Raw genomic sequence first — 19,071 nt, 5'->3', positions numbered from 1 at the left:
TCGTGCAGCACAAAACGCGATTAGCGCTTCGAGAACTGCTTGGCGCGACGTGCTTTACGCAGGCCGACTTTCTTACGCTCGACTTCACGTGCATCGCGAGTCACCAGGCCTGCGGTACGCAGATCCGGCTTCAGGTCGGCACTGTAATCGATCAGCGCACGGGTGATGCCGTGACGCACGGCACCAGCCTGACCGGACTCACCGCCGCCAACCACGTTGACCATGATGTCAAAGCGATCTTCGTTGCCGGTAAGCACCAGCGGCTGACGCACGATCATGCGGCCGGTTTCACGGGAAAAGAACTCATCAACGGGCTTGCCATTGACGACGATGTTGCCGGAGCCCGGCTTGATGAATACACGGGCGACCGCGGTCTTGCGGCGACCGGTACCGTAGTTGTAAGTCACAGCCATTTATGGCTCCTTCAGATCTCGAGAACTTTCGGCTGCTGGGCGGCATGCGGGTGCTCGGCACCGGCATAGCACTTCAGCTTCTTCAGCATGGCATAACCCAGCGGACCCTTCGGCAGCATGCCTTTCACGGCTTTTTCCAGCACGCGCTCGGGGAAGCGCTGCTGCAGCTTGGTGAAGTTGGTCTCGTAGATACCGCCCGGGTAGCCGGAGTGGCGATAATACTTCTTGTCCAGCGCCTTGTTGCCGGTCACGCGCAGCTTCTCGACGTTCACGACGACAATGAAGTCACCGGTATCGATGTGCGGCGTGTAAATGGACTTGTGCTTGCCACGCAGGCGGCGGGCCACTTCGGAAGCAAGACGGCCAAGCACCTTGTCCGTGCCGTCGACAACGAACCAGTCGCGCTGTACTTCGTGCGGCTTGGCAGAAAACGTTTTCATTTGAAACCTCGATCTTGTCAGGCCTGGCGTGCCGGCCACCAAACGGAAAGCTCGAAATCATAGACCCTTCCCGTACCTCATGTCAATGAGAACACGCGAAAGAAATCCGGCACAACATCCAGGACCGAGCGTAGAAAAAAAAACGCAGCCCCTGCGGGACTGCGTTAAATCCACACCAAAGGAGGAGGGTGGAGGAGACACTGATTTGGATCGTTGGCTGCTGTTCGCAACACGTTTCCGACCCGACTGGGGAGAATTATCCAGAAAGACCTACACGCGGGCAAGTATTATTTGTGCGCCGCACTACAAATGTTTTGATTGATTTATAAATTTACTCTATGCGGACTCTAGCATATGTTTTCAAACAGATTTTTCACACAACTGAGCAACCCGGAGGCTCCATTTATTCCATTCAAATAAACATCAAACCACCGTCATTGTGCATTGCACAATACATGCACATCAAGCTATACAGCGCCACCCCTGCTCTTCGGTAGAATCCTGCAAACTTTGCATCCCCGCCCAACCTTCAACCTCCCAAGGAGAGCTTCAACAATGGAATGCACCATCAAATGGGTCGATGGCATGAGCTTCAGAGCCGAAACCGGCAGCGGCCACCTGATCAACATGGACGGCGCACCGGACGCAGGGGGACGTAATCTTGCACCACGCCCGATGGAATTGATGCTCGCCGGCGCAGGCGGATGTACCGCCTTTGACGTCGTGCTGATTCTCAAGCGCGGCCGTCAGGACATTCGCGACTGCGCTGTCCGGCTGGAAGCCGATCGTGCCGATACCGACCCCAAGGTCTTTACCCGCATCCGCTTTCATTACACGGTGACCGGCAAGAACCTGAAGCCCGAAAGCGTCGAGCGCGCAATCCACCTTTCGGCAGAAAAATACTGCTCGGCATCGATCATGCTCGGCAAGACCGCCGAGATCACGCACGAATGGACGATCGTCGAAGCAGAATGATTCGACGCACGGAGGGCGCCAGGCGCCCTCCTCTCAAACGCGGTAGACCGTTTCGGTCATCACCCGCGAGAACAGCCTCATCAGCCCCTTGACGGGCGCCGGGAGCTCATTAGCCCCAAGCCGGACTGCCGTGTTGGCATGACTGATTTCATCCGCCTTCATCTGCTCGACGATCGCGCGTGACTTGCGATCTTCGGCGGGGAGACGCTCCAGGTGTCCGTGGAGGTGAGACTCGACCTGGCGCTCGGTCTCCGCCAGGAAGCCGAGATTCCAGCGATCGCCAAAACGCCCCGCCAGCATGCCGACAGCAAGCGAGCTGCCATACCAAAGGGGGTTGAGCAGACTCTTGCGCCCGCCGAGTTCGGCGATGCGCTGTTCGGTCCAGGCGAGGTGCTCGGTCTCTTCCTGGGAGGCCTGCTCAAGCGCCTTCCGGATCGATTCGTCCTTGGACATCAGTGCCTGCCCCTGGTAGAGGGCCTGCGCGCAGATCTCGCCGCAGTGATTGACACGCATCAGCGCGGCGGCATGACGCTTCTCGTCTTCGTCAAGCGGCGCATCGGGCAAATCATTGCCCGGCACCGGCCTGACGGTCATTGCCGGCGCGAAGACCGTCCGCAGCGCCTTGTCGAAATGAATGATGGCCTGATCGAGCATTACCTGCCTCCCTGCATCGGACTCGCCACCGTCCCGTAGCCGGATTTCAGGCGGCGCAGCACTTCATCGACACTGCGCGGGGGAGCGGGCCCGTCGCAGAACAGCTCGTAGGCCAGCGCAGCACGCGGACGGTTGTAGGTGTTGTCGAGGATCGGAGCCCATTCGCTCCCCTTGACCGGCACCCACTCGCCACTCTTGCTGGCACTGGCATAGATCCGGCGCTCGTTGGTGTTGCAGCGGATACCCTCGAACGTGACGTTCTCGGCACCACCCGGCGTGCGAATCACCAGCACATAGCGCACGATCTGATCGGCCCCGACGGTGAGTGTGTCGCGGTCGAACATGAAGCGATTCGGCGACGACGCACTGACGAAGAACTCCTGCAGGCTGGCCTCGGCAGGCGCAGCCGGCATGACGACATCACCTTCCTTCCAGCTGGCGACCCGATCCTCGAACGATTCCTGAGCAAATGCGCTCGAGGAGGCCAGCACAGACAACATCACTGGCGTCACCAGCCTGTTCAGGATGCGACGCACATTACGGAGATTCAAGACAATAGCTCCCGTTACGAGGCCGGTGGCCCCGATCTGCAAGATGAACGACGAGCACCTCCGCCTCAGGCGGAAGGTCCTTCGTCAAGCCGGTAGGCATCGGGCAGTTCGAAAGAGCGGGCGCGAAACAGCACTCTGGACAGTTCCGTCAGCGCCAGTTGGTACACTTGACGCTTGAACTCGATGACCGCATCGAGCGGAACCCAGAAGTCGTTCCAACGCCAGGCATCGAACTCCGGGTGAGTACTGGCGCGCAGGCATACATCCGTATCACGCCCAACCAGTCGCAACAGAAACCAGATCTGTTTCTGTCCGCGATAGGTGTTGCGCCATTCCCGCTTTATCCAGTGCTTGGGAACGTCATAGCGCAACCAGCCGCGCGTGCGGCCGAGGATCTTGACGTGCTCGGGGCGCAAGCCGACCTCCTCGAACAATTCCCGATACATGGCCTGCTCCGGCGTTTCGCCGTGCTTGATGCCACCTTGAGGGAACTGCCACGAGTGCTCACGAATGCGCTTGCCCCAAAACACCTCATTACGCGTGTTGACCAGGATGATGCCGACGTTCGGGCGATAGCCTTCACGATCGAGCATGATCAAACCTTCAATTTGGCTTAGTTGACACGGATTTTTCCACACTTGCGACCACTTTGAAAGCACGCCCCATCCGTCGTTCCCGCCAATCGACTTGGCGGGACCTCCGCACCCCGGTGCCGGCATACGCTAGAATTCGCAGATTCGACACTACAATCCGACGAAATTCCCATGCGCGCCAGCCAGTTTCATCTGTTCACCCTCAAGGAAGCCCCTTCAGACGCCGAAGTTGTCAGCCAGAAGCTGATGCTGCGCGCAGGCATGATCCGCAAGGTCGCCGCGGGCATCTACAACTACATGCCGATGGGCCTGCGTTCGATTCGCAAGGTGGAGGCCATCATCCGCGACGAACTTGATCGCGCAGGGGCAATGGAAGTGGTGATGCCGATCGTGCAGCCTGCCGAACTGTGGCAGGAGACAGGTCGCTGGGACAAGATGGGTCCGGAGATGCTGCGCTTCAAGGATCGTCACGATCGCGACTTCGCCATGCAGCCGACTTCGGAAGAGGTCGTGACCGATATCGCCCGCCAGGAACTGAAGAGCTACCGTCAGCTGCCGAAGAACTTCTACCAGATCCAGACCAAGTTCCGCGACGAGCGCCGTCCCCGCTTCGGCGTGATGCGTGGGCGCGAATTCGTGATGAAGGACGCCTACTCCTTCGACCGCGATGCGGAAGCAGCCGGCCGCAGTTACGACAACATGTACGCGACGTACTGCCGCATCTTCGACCGCATCGGCCTCGAGTACCGTGCCGTTGCGGCCGACACCGGCGCCATCGGCGGCGATCGCTCGCACGAGTTCCAGGTGATTGCAGATACCGGCGAAGACGCCATCGTCTATTGCCCGGACTCCGACTACGCGGCCAACATCGAACTTGCCGAGGCGCTCGCGCTGCAGGCTGTTCGCGGCGAGGCGCGGGTCTCGCTCGAGAAGACGCCGACGCCGGGCAAGGCGACCTGTGCCGATGTCGCCGACCTGCTGCAGGTTGGGCTCGACACAACGGTCAAGTCGCTCGTACTGGCAAGCGATGAAACCGACGACAAGGGCGAACTGGTCAAGACCACCGTGTGGCTGCTGCTGGTTCGCGGAGACCACTCGCTCAATGAGGTGAAGGCCGGCAAGATCGAAGGACTGGGGAGCGATTTCCGCTTCGCAACCGAGACCGAGATCATCGAGCACTTCGGCTGCAAGCCCGGCTACCTCGGCCCGATCGGGCTCAGGAAGCCTGTCCGCGTTGTTGCCGACCGCAGCGTTGCCAACATGGCCGACTTCATCTGCGGTGCCAACGAGGAAGACTTCCACTACACCGGCGTGAATTGGGGGCGGGACCTGCCCGAACCCGATTTCGTTGCCGACATCCGCGACGTGGTCGAGGGCGACCCCTCACCCGACGGCAAGGGTGTGCTCGCCATCCAGCGCGGCATCGAGGTGGGCCACGTGTTCTATCTCGGCAACAAGTATTCGAAGGCCATGAATGCGAGCTTCCTCGATATCGACGGCAAGCCGAAGCACTTCGAGATGGGCTGCTACGGCATCGGGGTGACCCGCATTGTCGGCGCTGCCATCGAGCAGAATCACGATGAGCGCGGAATCATCTGGCCAGCCGCCATCGCACCGTTCGAGGTGGTGATCTGCGGCGTCGGCTGGGGCAAGTCCGAACTCGTGCGCGACGAAGCGACCCGGCTCTACGAAACGCTGAAGAGTGCAGGCATCGACGTCATCCTCGACGACCGCGACGAACGTCCAGGCGTCATGTTTGCCGACTGGGAACTGATCGGTGTGCCGCACCGGGTCACGATCGGCGACCGCGGGCTGAAGGAAGGCATGGTCGAGTACCAGACCCGCCGCGACGGCGAGCAACACAAGCTCGCGCCTGCAGACATCGCCGCCCACGTCATCGCTCAGCTGCGCGCCTGAGCAGGCCAGCACGCTAGCTCATGACAGCTCCCCGCCCGTTCCGGAACACGCGCCGCCTGCTGGGGGCTGTGCTACTGTCGCTTGCTGCGAGCCAGGCGTTTGCTGGCGCGCAGCAGTACGAACCGCTCGCGGCGAGCGTGCGCGCAGCCCTGCATGAAGCGGTCAGTGACGCCGCCCCGCCCACCCTGCCGATCGGCGACGCAGGCGAGCGCGCGCGTTGGCTGAGCGACATGTCGCGCAGACTGGAAAAGCGCATCCCCGACGAGAACTACCGCACCGAACTGCTCACTTCGATTCATTACGAGGCGACGCGAGCAGGGCTTGACCCGCAGATGGTGCTCGGTCTGATTCAGGTCGAAAGCAACTTCCGCAAATACGCGATCTCGTCTGCGGGTGCGAGGGGGTTCATGCAGGTCATGCCGTTCTGGCTGAAGGTCATCGGGCGCGAAGATGACAACCTGTTCCACCTGCGCACGAACCTGCGCTACGGCTGCACCATTCTTCGCCACTATCTCGACATCGAGAAAGGCGACCTCTACCGCGCCTTGGGGCGGTACAACGGCAGCCTGGGCAAACCGACCTACCCCAACCTGGTGCGCACCGCCTGGGAGCGCCACTGGTCGTGGACACCCACACGCCTTGCGGCCGGCGAGGGCGCGGTAAAGCCCAACTGACTACCGCGCCCGACGGCGCGCAGTCAGCCAGCCACGGCCGTCAGCGACTTCACCTCGGGACTCGAGGTCGAGGTCGAGCTTGAATATTTGTCCTGCGGACGCTGCTCGGACTTCGCTGCGGCTGCCAGCGGCTGAACATCGCCCGACACTTCACCGCCTTCTTCGATCAGGATCCGGCCATAGCGGATCTTGCCGCTGACACGGCCGGTGGAATGAATGAACAACTGCTCGCGTGCGGTCAGCTCACCGTCGAACACGCCGTGAATCTCGGCGATGTCGATTCCAACCTTGCCACTGAAGGCACCCGCTTCGGCGATGCGGATTACCCGGCTGTCCATCGTTGCCTCGACGCGGCCCTCGACCACCAGCGTATCGCAATCGAGAATCTCGGCGCCCTTGAGCTTGACGTCAGGACCGACGATCAAACGGCTGCCACTGCCCGTCGCTTCCGCCGCGCTTGCGCCCCCATCGGCCCGGTTTACGTCCTGATCCACAGGCTTCGACACACTGTCGGGTGCAGGCGACACCGTACTCGGCGATGTGCTCGCGCCGGAAGACGTCGTGCTCGTCGTGAGCGCCGGCGAAGTACTGCCGACAGGCCTCGAACTGCGACCTACAGCGGGTTCGGATGATTTGGGGAACATGCTGGGCTTGTTGAACATGGCATCTCCTGATTGAGGCGACGCTCCGGAATGGAGCATCAAGGCAGCGTAATGCAAGCACCGTACCCGACAGGAAAAAGCCTTACACGACAATAACCTGAAGAATGGCGACGTGCGGAATCTCTCCGCCCACCCGCGCGACACATCGAAATGTGTCGCCATCAGGCGACAGAGGCCGGCGCCAAAGACCGAATTGCTTGCTGCAAATGCACTTCCCGATGTCGTGAAACGGCGACGCCCCGGCATTGAAACATCATCTTGCACTTGCTTACCGGAGGCAGCCGCTCGCCCCGCCTACACTCGGTTCATTGCGCTTTACCATTCAAGCATAGACGACACCATCACCCAATGCTCCTCCAACCGTCTTCCGACCGCCCAAGCCGTCGCGCGCATCTGCCGCAGCCGGCCACGCGCGCGACCGGCAGCAGCGCCGGACCGGCCATCATCAGCCGCAGCGAGCGCATGCAGACTTTGCTGGATGAAGCGCGGATGCTTGCCAATACCGATGCGAGCGTGCTGATACAGGGAGAGAGCGGCAGTGGCAAGGAGCTGCTGGCGCGCTTCATCCACCAGTCCAGTCCGCGCGCCGCCGCCCCCTTCATCGCGATCAACTGCAGTGCGATTCCCGAGCATCTGCTCGAATCCGAGCTGTTCGGTCATGTCCGCGGCGCATTCAGCGGCGCCATCAACGCCCATCCAGGCCTGTTCGAGGCCGCCAATGGGGGCACCTTGCTGCTCGATGAGATCGGAGACATGCCGCTGACGCTGCAGACCAAGCTGCTGCGGGTGCTGCAGGAGCGATCAGTGCGGGCCGTCGGCGCCATGCACAGTCGGCCGGTCGACGTGCGCATTCTGTCTGCGACGCATTGCGACCTGCGCAGCGCGCGGGCAGAGGGACGCTTTCGGGAGGATCTCTACTACCGGATCAAGGTCGTCGGCCTGCACCTGCCCTCGCTCGATGAACGGCGCGAGGACATTCCCCTGCTCGCCACGCACTTCCTGGAGAACATTGCCCGGCGCGACGGCAAGCGTGTGCGCGGATTCTCGGCGCGGGCACTGCAGGCCTTGTGCCTGGCCGACTGGCCGGGAAACATCCGTGAGTTGCAGAACGTGATCGAGCAGGTGTGCGCCCTCAGTACCGGCACACAGATTTCACTCGCGCAGGTCGAGCGCGCACTGCACGGGAGCTCGTGCACGCGCCTGAGCTATGCCGAAGCGAAAGCACGCTTTGAACGGGACTACCTGACCCAGTTGCTGTCCCTGACCGGCGGCAACGTGTCCGACGCGGCCAGACTGGCCGAGCGCAATCGCACCGAGCTCTACCGCCTGCTGCAGCGCCACGAACTGGATCCGGAGCGCTTTCGCAGCAAGTGCCACCCAGCCCCCGGCGCGCCGGGCTGAGCACCCCTCAGGCGGTGCCGCCGACGGTAAGCCCATCGATACGCAGGGTGGGCTGACCGACGCCAACCGGCACGCTCTGACCGTCCTTGCCACAGGTACCGACACCGGGGTCGAGTGCCATGTCGTTGCCGATCATGCTCACCCGTGTCAGTACATCGGGGCCATTGCCGATCAGCGTTGCGCCCTTCACCGGACGCGTCACCTTGCCGTTCTCGATCAGATAGGCCTCGGCGGTCGAAAACACGAACTTGCCCGACGTGATGTCGACCTGTCCGCCACCGAAGTTCACCGCATACAGACCCTTCTTGACCGACTTGATGATCTCGGCCGGATCCTTGTCGCCATTGAGCATGTAGGTATTGGTCATGCGGGGCAGCGGCAGGTGCGCATAGGACTCGCGACGACCGTTGCCGGTCGGCGCCATGCCCATCAGGCGGGCATTCATCGTGTCCTGCATGTAGCCGGTGAGGATGCCATCCTCAATCAGCACGGTATTTTCGGTCGGGTTGCCTTCGTCGTCGATGCTCAGGGAGCCGCGACGGTCCGGGATGGTGCCGTCATCGACCACCGTGACGCCGCGTGCTGCGACCTGCTGACCGATGCGGCCCGCAAATGCCGAACTGCCCTTGCGGTTGAAGTCGCCCTCCAGCCCGTGACCGATTGCCTCGTGCAGCAGGATGCCCGGCCAGCCGGGGCCGAGCACGACCGGCATGGTGCCGGCCGGCGCCGGGTCGGCATCGATGTTGACGCTGGCCTGATGCACCGCGGCCCTGGCGAAGTCCTGAAGGCGTTCGTCGCAGAAATAGCCGTAATCGTAACGTCCGCCGCCGCCGGCACTGCCCTGCTCGCGCCGTCCGTTGGACTCCATGATCACCGTGATCGAAACCCGCACCAGCGGGCGCACATCGGCGGCCATGTGGCCATCGTTGCGCGCCACCAGCACGACCTCCCAGGAGCCGGCGATGTGCGCCATCACCTGGGTGACGCGCGGGTCTTCGGCGCGGGCAAAGCCCTCCAGCCGCTCCAGCAGCTTCACCTTGGCGGTGTCGTCGAGCGAATCGAGCGGATCGTCCGCACGATACAGGCGGCTGCGCGTCTTGTAAGGCGTGATCACTGCCTTGCGCCGATCGCCGACGTCGGCGATCGCACGGGTTGCGGTCGCGGCACCGACAAGCGCGTCCAGCGAGATATCGTCCGAATAGGCAAAGGCCGTCTTCTCGCCACTGATGGCACGCACACCGACGCCCTGTTCGATGTCGAAGCTGCCGGACTTGACGATGCCCTCCTCCAGGCTCCAGGCCTCGGAGCGCTGATACTGAAAATACAGGTCGGCGTAATCGATCTGATGCCGCATCAGCTTGCGGAACACCTTTTCCAGCTCGGCCTCTCCCAGCCCATAGGGCGAGAGCAGGTATTTGTCGGCAACTTTCAGGGGGTTCTTGCTCATCATGTATCCAGTTTAGGCGCTACCGCTTTGACCCGGCTCGCGCGAATTCGATCATTCTGCCACTCAGGCAAGGGCTGCCGGTTAACCGAGACAGCGGTGGCGCAAGGCCGGCAGGCTGTCCCGCAGCGAGGCAAGACGCTCAAAGTCCACATCCGCCGTCACCACACCGGGCCCGGTTTCGAGCACATTCATCACTTCGCCCCAGGGATCGACGATCATCGTATGCCCCCAGGTCACCCTGCCACCGGGGTGCTCGCCGCCCTGCGCGGGCGCCATGACGTAGCACTGATTCTCGATCGCACGGGCACGCAGCAGGACTTCCCAGTGCGCACGACCCGTCGTGTAGGTGAAGGCCGCCGGCAGGATGATGAGATTCACCACCCCCATGGCCCGGAACAGCTCCGGAAAACGCAGGTCGTAGCACACAGACAGGCCCGTGCGGCCCACGGGCGAATCGAAGGCGCTCACCGTCTGTCCCGGCTCAATGGTAACCGACTCGTCGTAACGCTCGGCACCGCGCTGAAAACCGAACAGGTGAATCTTGTCGTAGCGGGCGCGTCGTTCGCCGCGGTCGTCGAACACCAGCGTGGTGTTGCGCACCTTGTTGTCGGCCTCCGCCACCAGCGGCAGCGTGCCGCCGACCAGCCATACGCGGTGACGTCTTGCCGCCGCGCTCAGGAAATCCTGTATCGGCCCGCTCCCCTCGGACTCGCGCGCCCTGACCTTGGCCATCTCGTCGGTCGACATCAGGGGGAAGTATTCCGGGAGCGCGACAAGGCGCGCTCCCTCCGCAGCAGCCCTGGCGATCAGGACTTCGGCTGCCGCCAGATTGGCCTCGACGTCCGGGCCTGACACGGTCTGGATCGCAGCAATTCTTACGGTTCCGGACAGGGGCGCATCAGCTTCGGACATCAATCGGTTTCCTCATGGTTTGGTCGCTGCGGGTTTGGCCGCCGGCGTCGAGCGCCCGGGTATCAGGCCACCCACCGGTGAAGCCAGCTTCTCGACCACGGGATCGTTCCAGCTGCCGGTAATCGAATAGTCGAAAGCGAAGAGCTTCTCGATCGGGTCGCTGAGTGCCTTCTGCGCCAGATAGGTCACGACCCCCGCTACCGGATTGATCAGTCCCGCAGCGGCGCCAATCGCAATCGACTCCGACAGCGTCGGTTGCACGGTGACCCGCAGGTCCTGTGTTTCCTTGTCGATGTCTGCCACACCACGCATCAGCACCCGCGCCGCCGGCCCCCGGATCTCGAGATCTTCCGAGTGCATCACCCCGGCAGCGACATCGATGCTACCGGAAATGCGATCAAAGGCGAATCCTTGGGAGAAGACGTCGCGGAAATCGAGCGAGATCCGCCTTGGCAGCGCCTGCAGGCTGAGAATGCCGAGCAGTCGCCCAACGCCGGGCTCCAGCTGGTTGAACTGCCCTTTCTCGGCATCGAGGTCGAGCTTGCCGTTCAGCGTCGGATAGTCGATGCGGGTCGGCGCCCCCTGCCAGCTCACCTGCCCGCCCAGGGTCGCCCGCCCGCCGCGCACGGCATCGGGGTAACCCAGCGCCCGGGTAAAGCGCCCGATGTCGGCCGTCTCCAGCACGAAGTCCAGTTGCGTGCGCGCGCTGGCACCGGGCTGCCACAGGCCATTCCCGCTCAGGCGCCCATCGGGATGCACCAGCAGGAAGCGCTCCAGCCACCATTGCGCACGCCGGTTGCGTGCAAGCACTTCCAGCCGCCCGAGCTCAATGCCGCCGACTGCGAACCGCTCGACCCGGACATCCAGGCCGGGCAGACTTCGCGGCAAGGTCGTGCGCGTGGCCGCAGCATCTTCCGTGTTCTCGCTATTGCTGATCGCCAGGCGCCGGAAACGTGCGGCGAGCGTGCCATCACCCGCTTTGCGCCAGTCGAAATCGCCCTCGGCTTCAGTGCTGTCGATACGCGCTTTCCAGCCCCCGTCGTCGGCCACCGCCTTCAGCCTGAGGTTGTTGAGCTGCTGCCCGAAGGCCTCCACCCGGGCCGCCTCAAGGTTCAGCCCGGCCAGCGACGGCATGTCGCCGGACCCCGCCGACGCGGAAGCGCCCTCCGCCTCCACATCCGGCTCTTCGCTGCTGCCGAGCGCGCGACGCCACGCGTCCACATCCAGTTGCTCAAGTTTCGCGTTAACCTGCACGCCCTTGGCGGCCATCCGCACGGGCTGAAAAACGCCGATGCCGCCGCGGACGATGGCCCCGTCGGAGCCCTGCTCCACTGCCAGCGACAGCCGGTCGCCCAGACTCGCGCCGAGGGTCTTGACTCCGTCCGTGGGAAACACGATATCAACTGTCAGCGGCCAGCGCTCTGCCGCACGTTTGTTGAACGGATAGGGCAGGCTCGAGCCGATGCCCTCAAGCTCCGAGCGCACCGCAACCTTCGTGGCGTCGCGCCCGATGGCAATGTCGGTGAGCCAGGTGCTCGTTCCCGACAGGTGGTCCAGCGCAGCCCACCCCATTTCGGCCTGCGCGGCACTTGCATTGATACCGCCACGCACCTTGAACTGCACCCGTCCGTCGGGCAGGGTCGCAGCGCTCAACTGCATGGGCTCGCCAAAAAGACGGGCTCGCGCTTCCGGGATATTGAGCTGCGCCGCGGTGAAGCGCAGGTTGCCGGCGGCCTCTTCCATCGGCGGCAACCCCTTCACCACCCACAGGCGATTGCCACTGAAACGGTAGTCACCGGTCACCGCGGTATCGACCACGTGACGCAGGGGCATGACCAGCTTGAGGCTGAGGCTGCCATTGCCCTCGGCACGCATGTGGTCGGTGAAGCCATCGATCTGCTTGCGCACCGGGCTCTCGCTCACGAAGCGCAGAAAATCGGCCGTCGTGCCATTTGCGCGACCGGTCAGCGTCATGGTTTCACTCGGCATCACGTCCAGATCGGGCACGTTCGCCACCACATTGCTCAGCCTGACCCCGAAAATCTGGCCACGCGAGGCTTCGATGCTCATCCCCGGCCCTTCGAACCGCACCTCGCCGTCAATGCCTTCGATTGGCGGCCAGTCGGGCGCGTACTCAAGCCGCCCGTCCGCCACCTTGATGGAGACCAGAAACTGCCCCTGCCCATCGCGGAAGGGAAACTCATCCAGGCGCCCCTTCAGCCGCAGCCTCGCATCGGGCACGGTGGCACGCTTGATCGCAGTGCGCACCCACTCTTGGGTGTCGTGGTTGATCACCAGGGGCAGGTAGCGCCACACGGTCGTGCCGTCGGCCCGCGTGAGCCGCGCGGAGAGGTCGATCTCGCCCGCACCGCCGGGCTCCACCCAGTAGCGGCCGGCAGCGCTGCCCTCCGCATCCTCATTGTTGAAACTTGCCGAATCCAGTGCAATCTCGATCCGCCCGTCACGCCGGGCCCAGCCCCCGTCCGCCCTGAAAGTGGAAAAGACCAGACGCGGATTGACGAACACCTCGGGCAAATCGACATGCGTGTCGCGACCGGCAAGCAGAAATCGCCCCGACTGCTCGGTGCCTTCCACTTCGCCGGACAGCCCCCCCACGCCGGGCAAGGACTCCCGCGCTGCGAGCCCCATGCCTTCGAAGCGGGCAGCGAGCGTCCATGACTGCGGGCTTTCGACACTCCCTTTCCAGTCGAGCTTCAGCGCCGTGACCTGACCGCGCGGATCGAAGGCTGCCAGACGCTCACGCACGCTGTCACCCAGCGGCAGATGTGCGGCAAGTCGCGCCAGAACGGCGAAATCGAGCGCATTGGCGCTCACCGCGCCATCTCCCGCCCGGCTTCCCTCGGGGTGATGCACCCGAAGGCGGAAATCGGTCGGCGCCATCTCCACCCCATCGCCGGTGGCCAAGGCAAGCCCACGCGACTCGAACTCGAATCCGCTGCCCCAGCGGCGGGCTGAGAGGCGTCCGCTCAGCTGAGTCAGCTGCAGTTCGGGCAAGGCCGGCGCCAGTCGCATCGCAGCTGCGCTCAGTGCCACATCCGCATTCATTGCCGTGGCGGCCGCGCCGTCGAAATCGATCCACAGGCGCACGCCGCCTTGCCCACTGAGTTCGACCGGATAGTCCACCCAGGACTTCCATCCGCCGAGATCGGCACGCTCGAGATCGACATACAGCCGCCCAACCGTCGCTGTCAGATCCGCGGCGGAGAAATGCGTCAGCTCGCCACGCACATCGAGCGCGGACGCCAGCGCACCTGGAGGCTGAGCATGGAGCGCGAAACGCTGCTTGCTGAAGCCCTTCTCGAACGTGAATTCGACATCCTCAAGCTGCAGCTCGGGCGCCTCGCGCAGCACATCGGTCCACGACAGCCGGGCATTGCGCACAACCACCTTGCGCTGCGCGAGCAACCAGTCGAGGAAGCTGCCGTCGCCGCCCTCGCCCTCGATCTGCAGTCCGGCGATGACGACGCTGCCATCGGCGTTGCGCCGCGCCTCGATCGAAGGCCCCACGATTTCAAGGCGATGAAAGTAGGGACGCAGGCGCAGCAAGGAGGACCATGCCAGCGTGGCATCCACCTGTTCGAGGCGCAGGGCCGGACGCCCTTCCGCATCGCTCACTGACAGCCCGGCAAGATGCAGGCGCGGGCGCAGACCGGACCAGTCGGCGCTCAGCCCCTCGATACCGACCGGCAGACCACTGACGCGCGACAGCTCGTTTGCGATCTCGGCCCGGTACGCGCCCACCTGCGGCACCACCACCCAGCGCAGCACCAGAAACAGTCCACCGAACAGGAACCACACCAGCAACAGCGCTGCACCAAACCTGCGCGGAAGACGGCTGCGCGCCCGCGCGCCCTCGGCAGCGGGGGAGGAATCGGCTGAAAGCGGTTTCGTGCTCATGTGCATGGGACCGGCACGGCGTCCGGAAACTCCCTTGAGATCAGACGGCATCGGGTGGCTTGGCTACAATCACGTCCTAGAGCCTTGCCCTTGCTGCTAGCACCACCGGACAGGAAGGCGCGAATTCTACCAATGTTCCGGAGCGCTTCACCCATGTCACTCGAATCTGCCATGTTGCCAGATGTAATCCGTCACGCGGCCGGCCTGTCGCGCTTTCTGCAGCGCATGCTCGATAGCCGTCCCTGGCTTGCAGAAAGCCTGACGGCCAGCGTCGACCGCGCGATCGGGGGCGACGACATGCGCGCGTTCATCGACGCCCGCGGCGCCGATGAAGCGCAGCTGCGCCCGACCCTGCGTCATCTGCGCACCTGGGTGATCTGCCACCTCATCGTTCGCGACCTCGGCGGCCGGGCCAATCTGCCCGAAGTCACGGAAACCATGACGGTGCTTGCGGAAGTCGCCGTTCGCCATGCACACGACGTGCTGCGCGAACCACTTGTGCAGCGCTACGGTCAGCCCCTGTCATCCTCGGGCTGGGAGCAGGAGCTGCTGGTCATCGGCATGGGCAAACTCGGCGGCCGCGAGCTCAACGTGTCCTCCGACATCGACCTCATCTTCACCTACCCGGAAGACGGCGACACCGGCGGCAAGAAGGTCATCAGCAACTTCGAATTCTTCGAGCGTCTCGGCAAGCAGCTGATCCAGGCGCTGGCCGACGTCACCGAGCACGGCCAGGTCTTCCGGGTCGACATGCGCCTGCGCCCGAACGGCGACTCCGGTCCGCTGGTGGCGAGCTTCGACATGCTGGAAAGCTATTTCATTACCCAGGGACGTGAATGGGAGCGCTATGCCTGGATCAAGGCCAGAGTGCTGGCAGGCGAGCGCTGGCCCGAGCTCGAGCAGATCTCGCGCCCCTTTGTTTTTCGCAAGTACCTGGATTTTGGCGCCATCAACGCCATGCGCGAACTGCACGCGCAGATCCGGCGCGAGGTTGCGCGGCGCGACCGTGCACAGAACATCAAGCTCGGCCCCGGCGGCATCCGCGAGATCGAGTTCATCGCCCAGGTCTTTCAGCTGATTCGCGGTGGCCGCGACACCGAACTGCAGGTCCGCCCCACGCTCAAGGTGCTGGCAGGCCTGGCCGAGCGTGGCATTCTCGCCGACACCACAGTGAATGCCCTGAGTGAAGCGTATGTCTTCCTGCGGCGACTGGAACACCGCCTGCAGTATCTGGACGACGCCCAGACTCACGACCTGCCGCAGAGCGACGCCGACTGTGCGCTCATCGCCCGCGCAATGGGCTTCGACGATTACCCCTCGATGCTCGAGGTGCTCGAATCCCACCGCAGCAATGTCAGCCAGCATTTCGATTCGGTCTTTGCCGACCCCAACCAGGAAGACCACTCACTGGATTCGATATGGTCGGGTGCCGAGGACGTCGAGCTGACCACGCCGGCGCTGGCAGCCCTTGGCTACCATGATCCAGGAAAGGCGGCCTCAAGGCTTGCCGCCATCCGCAGCAGCGCACGCTACATTCAGCTGACAAACAAGATCCGCGGCCGCCTCGACGCCCTCATGCCCCGCGTCATCGAGGCGGCTGCGGCCACGCAGGGCGCCGATGAAACCCTGTCACGCTGCCTCGACCTGCTCGAAGGGATCAGCCGTCGCGGCGCCTATCTCGCACTCCTGCAACAGTATCCGCAGGCGCTGCGCAGGGTGGTCGATCTGATCAGTGCATCGCGCTGGGCCGCGCAATACCTGGGACGCCATCCCATCCTGCTCGACGAACTGCTCGACGACCGCAACCTGGAAGCCGTGCCCGACTGGGCGCGCTTCCGGGCCGAACTCGAAGCCCAGCTCGACGCCATCGAACCGGACATGGAACGTCAGATGGACCTGATGCGTGAGCAGCACCACGCCCAGTCGTTCCGCTTGCTGACCCAGGACATCGCCGGCCTGCTGTCGGTGGAAAAGCTTGCCGACAACCTGTCAGCCCTGGCCGACACCATGGTCGAGCTCACCATCCCCCTGTGCTGGCGCAAGATCAAGATCCGCCACCGGGAATCCCCCGCTTTCGCCGTCATCAGCTACGGCAAGCTGGGCGGCAAGGAGCTTGGCTACGCGTCGGACCTCGACATCATCTTCCTCTACGATGACGACGCACCCGAAGCGGCCGAGGTCTATACCCGCCTCGCACAGCGCACCAATACCTGGCTGTCGAGCCAGACTGCGGCAGGCAAACTGTTCGAGACCGATCTCCGCCTGCGCCCCAACGGTGACTCCGGCCTGATCGCGTGCTCGCTCGAGGCGTTCCGCAAATACCAGCTCGAGTCTGCATGGGTGTGGGAGCACCAGGCACTCACCCGCGCCCGCTTCACCGCGGGAGACCCGGAGCTCGGTGCCGCATTCGAACGCATCCGCTGCGAAGTGCTGCGCATGCCGCGCGATGTCGAGAAGCTGCGCACCGACGTGCTCGAGATGCGCGCGAAGATGCGCAGCGCACACAGCGGCAAGAGCAGCCAGTTCGACCTCAAGCACGACCACGGCGGCCTCATCGACGTCGAGTTCCTGATCCAGTATCTGGTGCTGGGCTATGCCCAGACCTATCCGGAGCTGACCGGCAACCTGGGCAACATCGCGCTGCTGCGCATGGCAGGCGAACTCGGCCTCATCCCCGCCGACCTCGCCGCCGCCTGCGGCGACAGCTATCGCAGCCTGCGCCACCTGCAGCACCGTCAGCGCCTCAACGACCTCGCGTCGCGCGTGTCGCTGCAGGAGGCCGAGTCCGCGCGCACACCCGTGATCGCACTCTGGCAGCAGGTATTCGGCACCACATGACTCCCCCGGGGTCTGTCATGGAAATGAACATGACGCCCATTTTTGCGGCAGATAGAATGCGTTCATATCAATTTCGAGGATGCTCGCCCGTCGCGGCGACATCGCCCCGATGAGTCAGGAAATCGAACTCAAGCTGAGCCTGCCAAGCCGCTCGCTCCCCGCGCTGCGCCGCCACCCCCTGGTTGCCGGTGCGCCGCGGGAAGGCAAGACGTGCACGCTGGACAATACGTACTACGACACCCCGGAGCTCGCCCTCAAGGCGCGCAAGGTGGCCGTGCGCACCCGCCACCAGGGCCGGCAGTGGCTGCAGACGGTGAAGTGTGCGGCGGTGTCGACCGGTGGGCTTTCGCAGCGCCCGGAATGGGAGCAGCCCTACACCGACCGCTTCAATTTTTCCGCCATCGACGTGCCCGAGGTCGCAAAGCTGCTCTCGCGGCACAAGGACGAACTGGTTCCGGTGTTCACCACCCGCTTTCGCCGCGAAACACGGCGCTACAGCCCGCGCGAAGGCGTCTGCATTCTTCTCATGATCGACACCGGAAGCGTCGAGGCGGTCAGCCGCAGCGCGCCGATCTGCGAACTCGAACTCGAGCTGGTGGAAGGCAAGCCGCTCGATCTGCTCGAACTGGCCTGCGAACTCGCCCGGACCCTGCCGCTGATGCCGGGCGACGTGTCGAAGGCGCAGCGCGGATACCAGCTCTTCCTCGACCTGCCCGCGCGTCCGACCAAGGCAGAAGCCATCGAACTCTCCCCCGACGACACCGTTATCGAAGCCTTTCGCCGGCACGCCTTCGGCTGCATCCGTCAATGGCAGGCCAATGCGTCGGCGATCAACGAGGGGCACGACGGCCCCGAGTTCATCCATCAGCTGCGTGTCTCGCTGCGGCGGCTGCGCTCACTGATCAAGCTGTTTGCCCCCGCCCTGCCCACCGAGTTTGTCACCGAATGGAATGACCGCCTGCGCGAGAACGCAAACCGGTTTGGCGACACGCGCGACCTCGACGTGCTCCACGCCGAGCTGCTCGCGCCCGTGGTGGCCGAAGGGCTCGCTGACGGCGCCGAAAGCGGCCTGCCGCCGCTGCTGAAGCTCATCGAAACCGCACGCCAGCAGGCGCGCAAGGACGCCTTGCACAACATCACGCACTCCGCGCAAGGGCGGCTCGTGCTCGAACTCAACGCCGCACTGCAGGGGCTCCCGGTCAGCAACCTGATCGCCGCGGTTGACCTCAAGACCTTCGCCCGCCTTCAGCTCGATCGACTGCGCAAGCGCGCACGGCGCCGCTACGAAGCGTCGGTCACCCTCGTTCCCACTCAGCTCCACACCTTGCGCATCGCAATGAAGCAGCTGCGGTACGGGCTTGAGTTCTTCGGCTCGCTGCTCCCCGCGCGCGCAGTCGAGCGCTATCTGACAGGCGTCACCGAAGCGCAGGGCACACTCGGCTTCCTGAATGACGTCGATGTCGCCCGCGGCCGGCTCAATGCATGGGCCGGCAAGCGCAGCGACCTGCTGGCAGCAGCGTCATTCATCATCGGATGGCACGGACCGCGCTATGCCCGCCTTCGACGCCGGGTGCTGCAGGAGGTCGAACCCCTTCTGTGGGGAAAGACACCATGGTGAACCCCTGAATTCCGCCGCTGTCATACCCGTGCAAGACGTGCCGGTTACGCTAACGGCC

14 protein-coding genes and 1 pseudogene are annotated in these 19,071 nt (G+C 63.8%); 6 read left to right on the top strand and 9 right to left on the bottom strand.

What is annotated here, in order from left to right; translation table 11 throughout:
• Positions 1 to 20: 20 nt before the first annotated feature.
• Both rpsI and rplM read right to left on the bottom strand, forming a co-directional pair.
• On the bottom strand, positions 21 to 413 hold the full coding sequence (gene rpsI / locus AC22G6_RS02260; protein WP_108949204.1) for a 30S ribosomal protein S9: 393 nt from the start codon (positions 411 to 413) through the stop codon (positions 21 to 23).
• Between the two features lie 11 nt (positions 414 to 424).
• Positions 425 to 853: a 50S ribosomal protein L13 gene (gene rplM / locus AC22G6_RS02255; protein ID WP_108949205.1), complete on the bottom strand. Its 429-nt coding sequence runs from the start codon at positions 851 to 853 to the stop codon at positions 425 to 427.
• Positions 854 to 1,408: 555 nt separating this feature from the next.
• Here rplM and AC22G6_RS02250 point away from each other — a divergent pair.
• Positions 1,409 to 1,828 (top strand): OsmC family protein, encoded by a 420-nt coding sequence (locus AC22G6_RS02250; RefSeq protein WP_108949206.1) that lies wholly within the window; start codon positions 1,409 to 1,411, stop codon positions 1,826 to 1,828.
• A gap of 33 nt (positions 1,829 to 1,861) precedes the next feature.
• Here AC22G6_RS02250 and coq7 read toward each other — a convergent pair whose 3' ends face one another.
• From coq7 to AC22G6_RS02235, 3 genes are all read right to left on the bottom strand, one after another.
• Positions 1,862 to 2,482 carry a 2-polyprenyl-3-methyl-6-methoxy-1,4-benzoquinone monooxygenase gene (gene coq7, locus AC22G6_RS02245; protein ID WP_108949207.1) on the bottom strand — a complete coding sequence of 207 codons (621 nt, stop codon included), beginning with the start codon at positions 2,480 to 2,482 and terminating at the stop codon, positions 1,862 to 1,864.
• Entirely contained in the window at positions 2,482 to 3,033 is a 552-nt protein-coding gene (locus tag AC22G6_RS02240) for a CNP1-like family protein (protein ID WP_487365438.1), read from the bottom strand. The genes coq7 and AC22G6_RS02240 overlap by 1 nt, the downstream gene beginning before the upstream one ends.
• A gap of 65 nt (positions 3,034 to 3,098) precedes the next feature.
• The gene (locus AC22G6_RS02235) at positions 3,099 to 3,626 is read right to left on the bottom strand and encodes an RNA pyrophosphohydrolase (protein ID WP_108949209.1); all 528 of its coding nucleotides are present in this window, start codon (positions 3,624 to 3,626) and stop codon (positions 3,099 to 3,101) included.
• Positions 3,627 to 3,797: 171 nt separating this feature from the next.
• Here AC22G6_RS02235 and AC22G6_RS02230 point away from each other — a divergent pair, with 171 nt between their 5' ends.
• Both AC22G6_RS02230 and AC22G6_RS02225 read left to right on the top strand, forming a co-directional pair.
• Positions 3,798 to 5,543 (top strand): proline--tRNA ligase, encoded by a 1,746-nt coding sequence (locus tag AC22G6_RS02230; RefSeq protein WP_487365437.1) that lies wholly within the window; start codon positions 3,798 to 3,800, stop codon positions 5,541 to 5,543.
• Positions 5,544 to 5,563: 20 nt separating this feature from the next.
• Positions 5,564 to 6,217, top strand: coding sequence for a lytic transglycosylase domain-containing protein (locus AC22G6_RS02225; RefSeq protein ID WP_108949211.1), 654 nt, complete (start codon positions 5,564 to 5,566; stop codon positions 6,215 to 6,217).
• A gap of 23 nt (positions 6,218 to 6,240) precedes the next feature.
• Here AC22G6_RS02225 and AC22G6_RS02220 read toward each other — a convergent pair whose 3' ends face one another.
• Positions 6,241 to 6,879 (bottom strand): bactofilin family protein, encoded by a 639-nt coding sequence (locus tag AC22G6_RS02220; RefSeq protein ID WP_487365436.1) that lies wholly within the window; start codon positions 6,877 to 6,879, stop codon positions 6,241 to 6,243.
• A 438-nt stretch (positions 6,880 to 7,317) separates the two neighbouring features.
• On the opposite strand from AC22G6_RS02220, the pseudogene AC22G6_RS02215 reads away from it, so the two are divergent.
• Positions 7,318 to 8,280: pseudogene (locus AC22G6_RS02215) on the top strand (sigma-54 interaction domain-containing protein); the annotation flags it as partial.
• Between the two features lie 7 nt (positions 8,281 to 8,287).
• Here the strand turns inward: AC22G6_RS02215 and tldD are convergent.
• The 3 genes from tldD to AC22G6_RS02200 form a co-directional block, all read right to left on the bottom strand.
• On the bottom strand, positions 8,288 to 9,730 hold the full coding sequence (tldD, locus tag AC22G6_RS02210; RefSeq protein WP_420094095.1) for a metalloprotease TldD: 1,443 nt from the start codon (positions 9,728 to 9,730) through the stop codon (positions 8,288 to 8,290).
• 78 nt (positions 9,731 to 9,808) lie between these two features.
• Positions 9,809 to 10,639, bottom strand: a complete 831-nt coding sequence (locus tag AC22G6_RS02205) for a carbon-nitrogen hydrolase family protein (RefSeq protein ID WP_487365435.1) — start codon at positions 10,637 to 10,639, stop codon at positions 9,809 to 9,811.
• A 12-nt stretch (positions 10,640 to 10,651) separates the two neighbouring features.
• Complete coding sequence (locus AC22G6_RS02200) at positions 10,652 to 14,557, bottom strand: YhdP family protein (protein WP_487365434.1); 3,906 nt, start codon at positions 14,555 to 14,557, stop codon at positions 10,652 to 10,654.
• Positions 14,558 to 14,710: 153 nt separating this feature from the next.
• Between AC22G6_RS02200 and glnE the strand changes: the two genes are divergently transcribed.
• Positions 14,711 to 17,395 carry a bifunctional [glutamate--ammonia ligase]-adenylyl-L-tyrosine phosphorylase/[glutamate--ammonia-ligase] adenylyltransferase gene (gene glnE / locus AC22G6_RS02195; protein ID WP_487365433.1) on the top strand — a complete coding sequence of 895 codons (2,685 nt, stop codon included), beginning with the start codon at positions 14,711 to 14,713 and terminating at the stop codon, positions 17,393 to 17,395.
• 79 nt (positions 17,396 to 17,474) lie between these two features.
• Complete coding sequence (locus AC22G6_RS02190; protein ID WP_487365432.1) at positions 17,475 to 19,013, top strand: CYTH and CHAD domain-containing protein; 1,539 nt, start codon at positions 17,475 to 17,477, stop codon at positions 19,011 to 19,013.
• The last annotated feature ends 58 nt before the right edge of the window (positions 19,014 to 19,071 follow it).

The organism is Parazoarcus sp. PS-13 R2A (assembly GCF_057621855.1).
The sequence above is the reverse complement of the archived record's forward strand: the minus strand, read 5'-3'. Positions and strand labels throughout refer to the sequence as shown.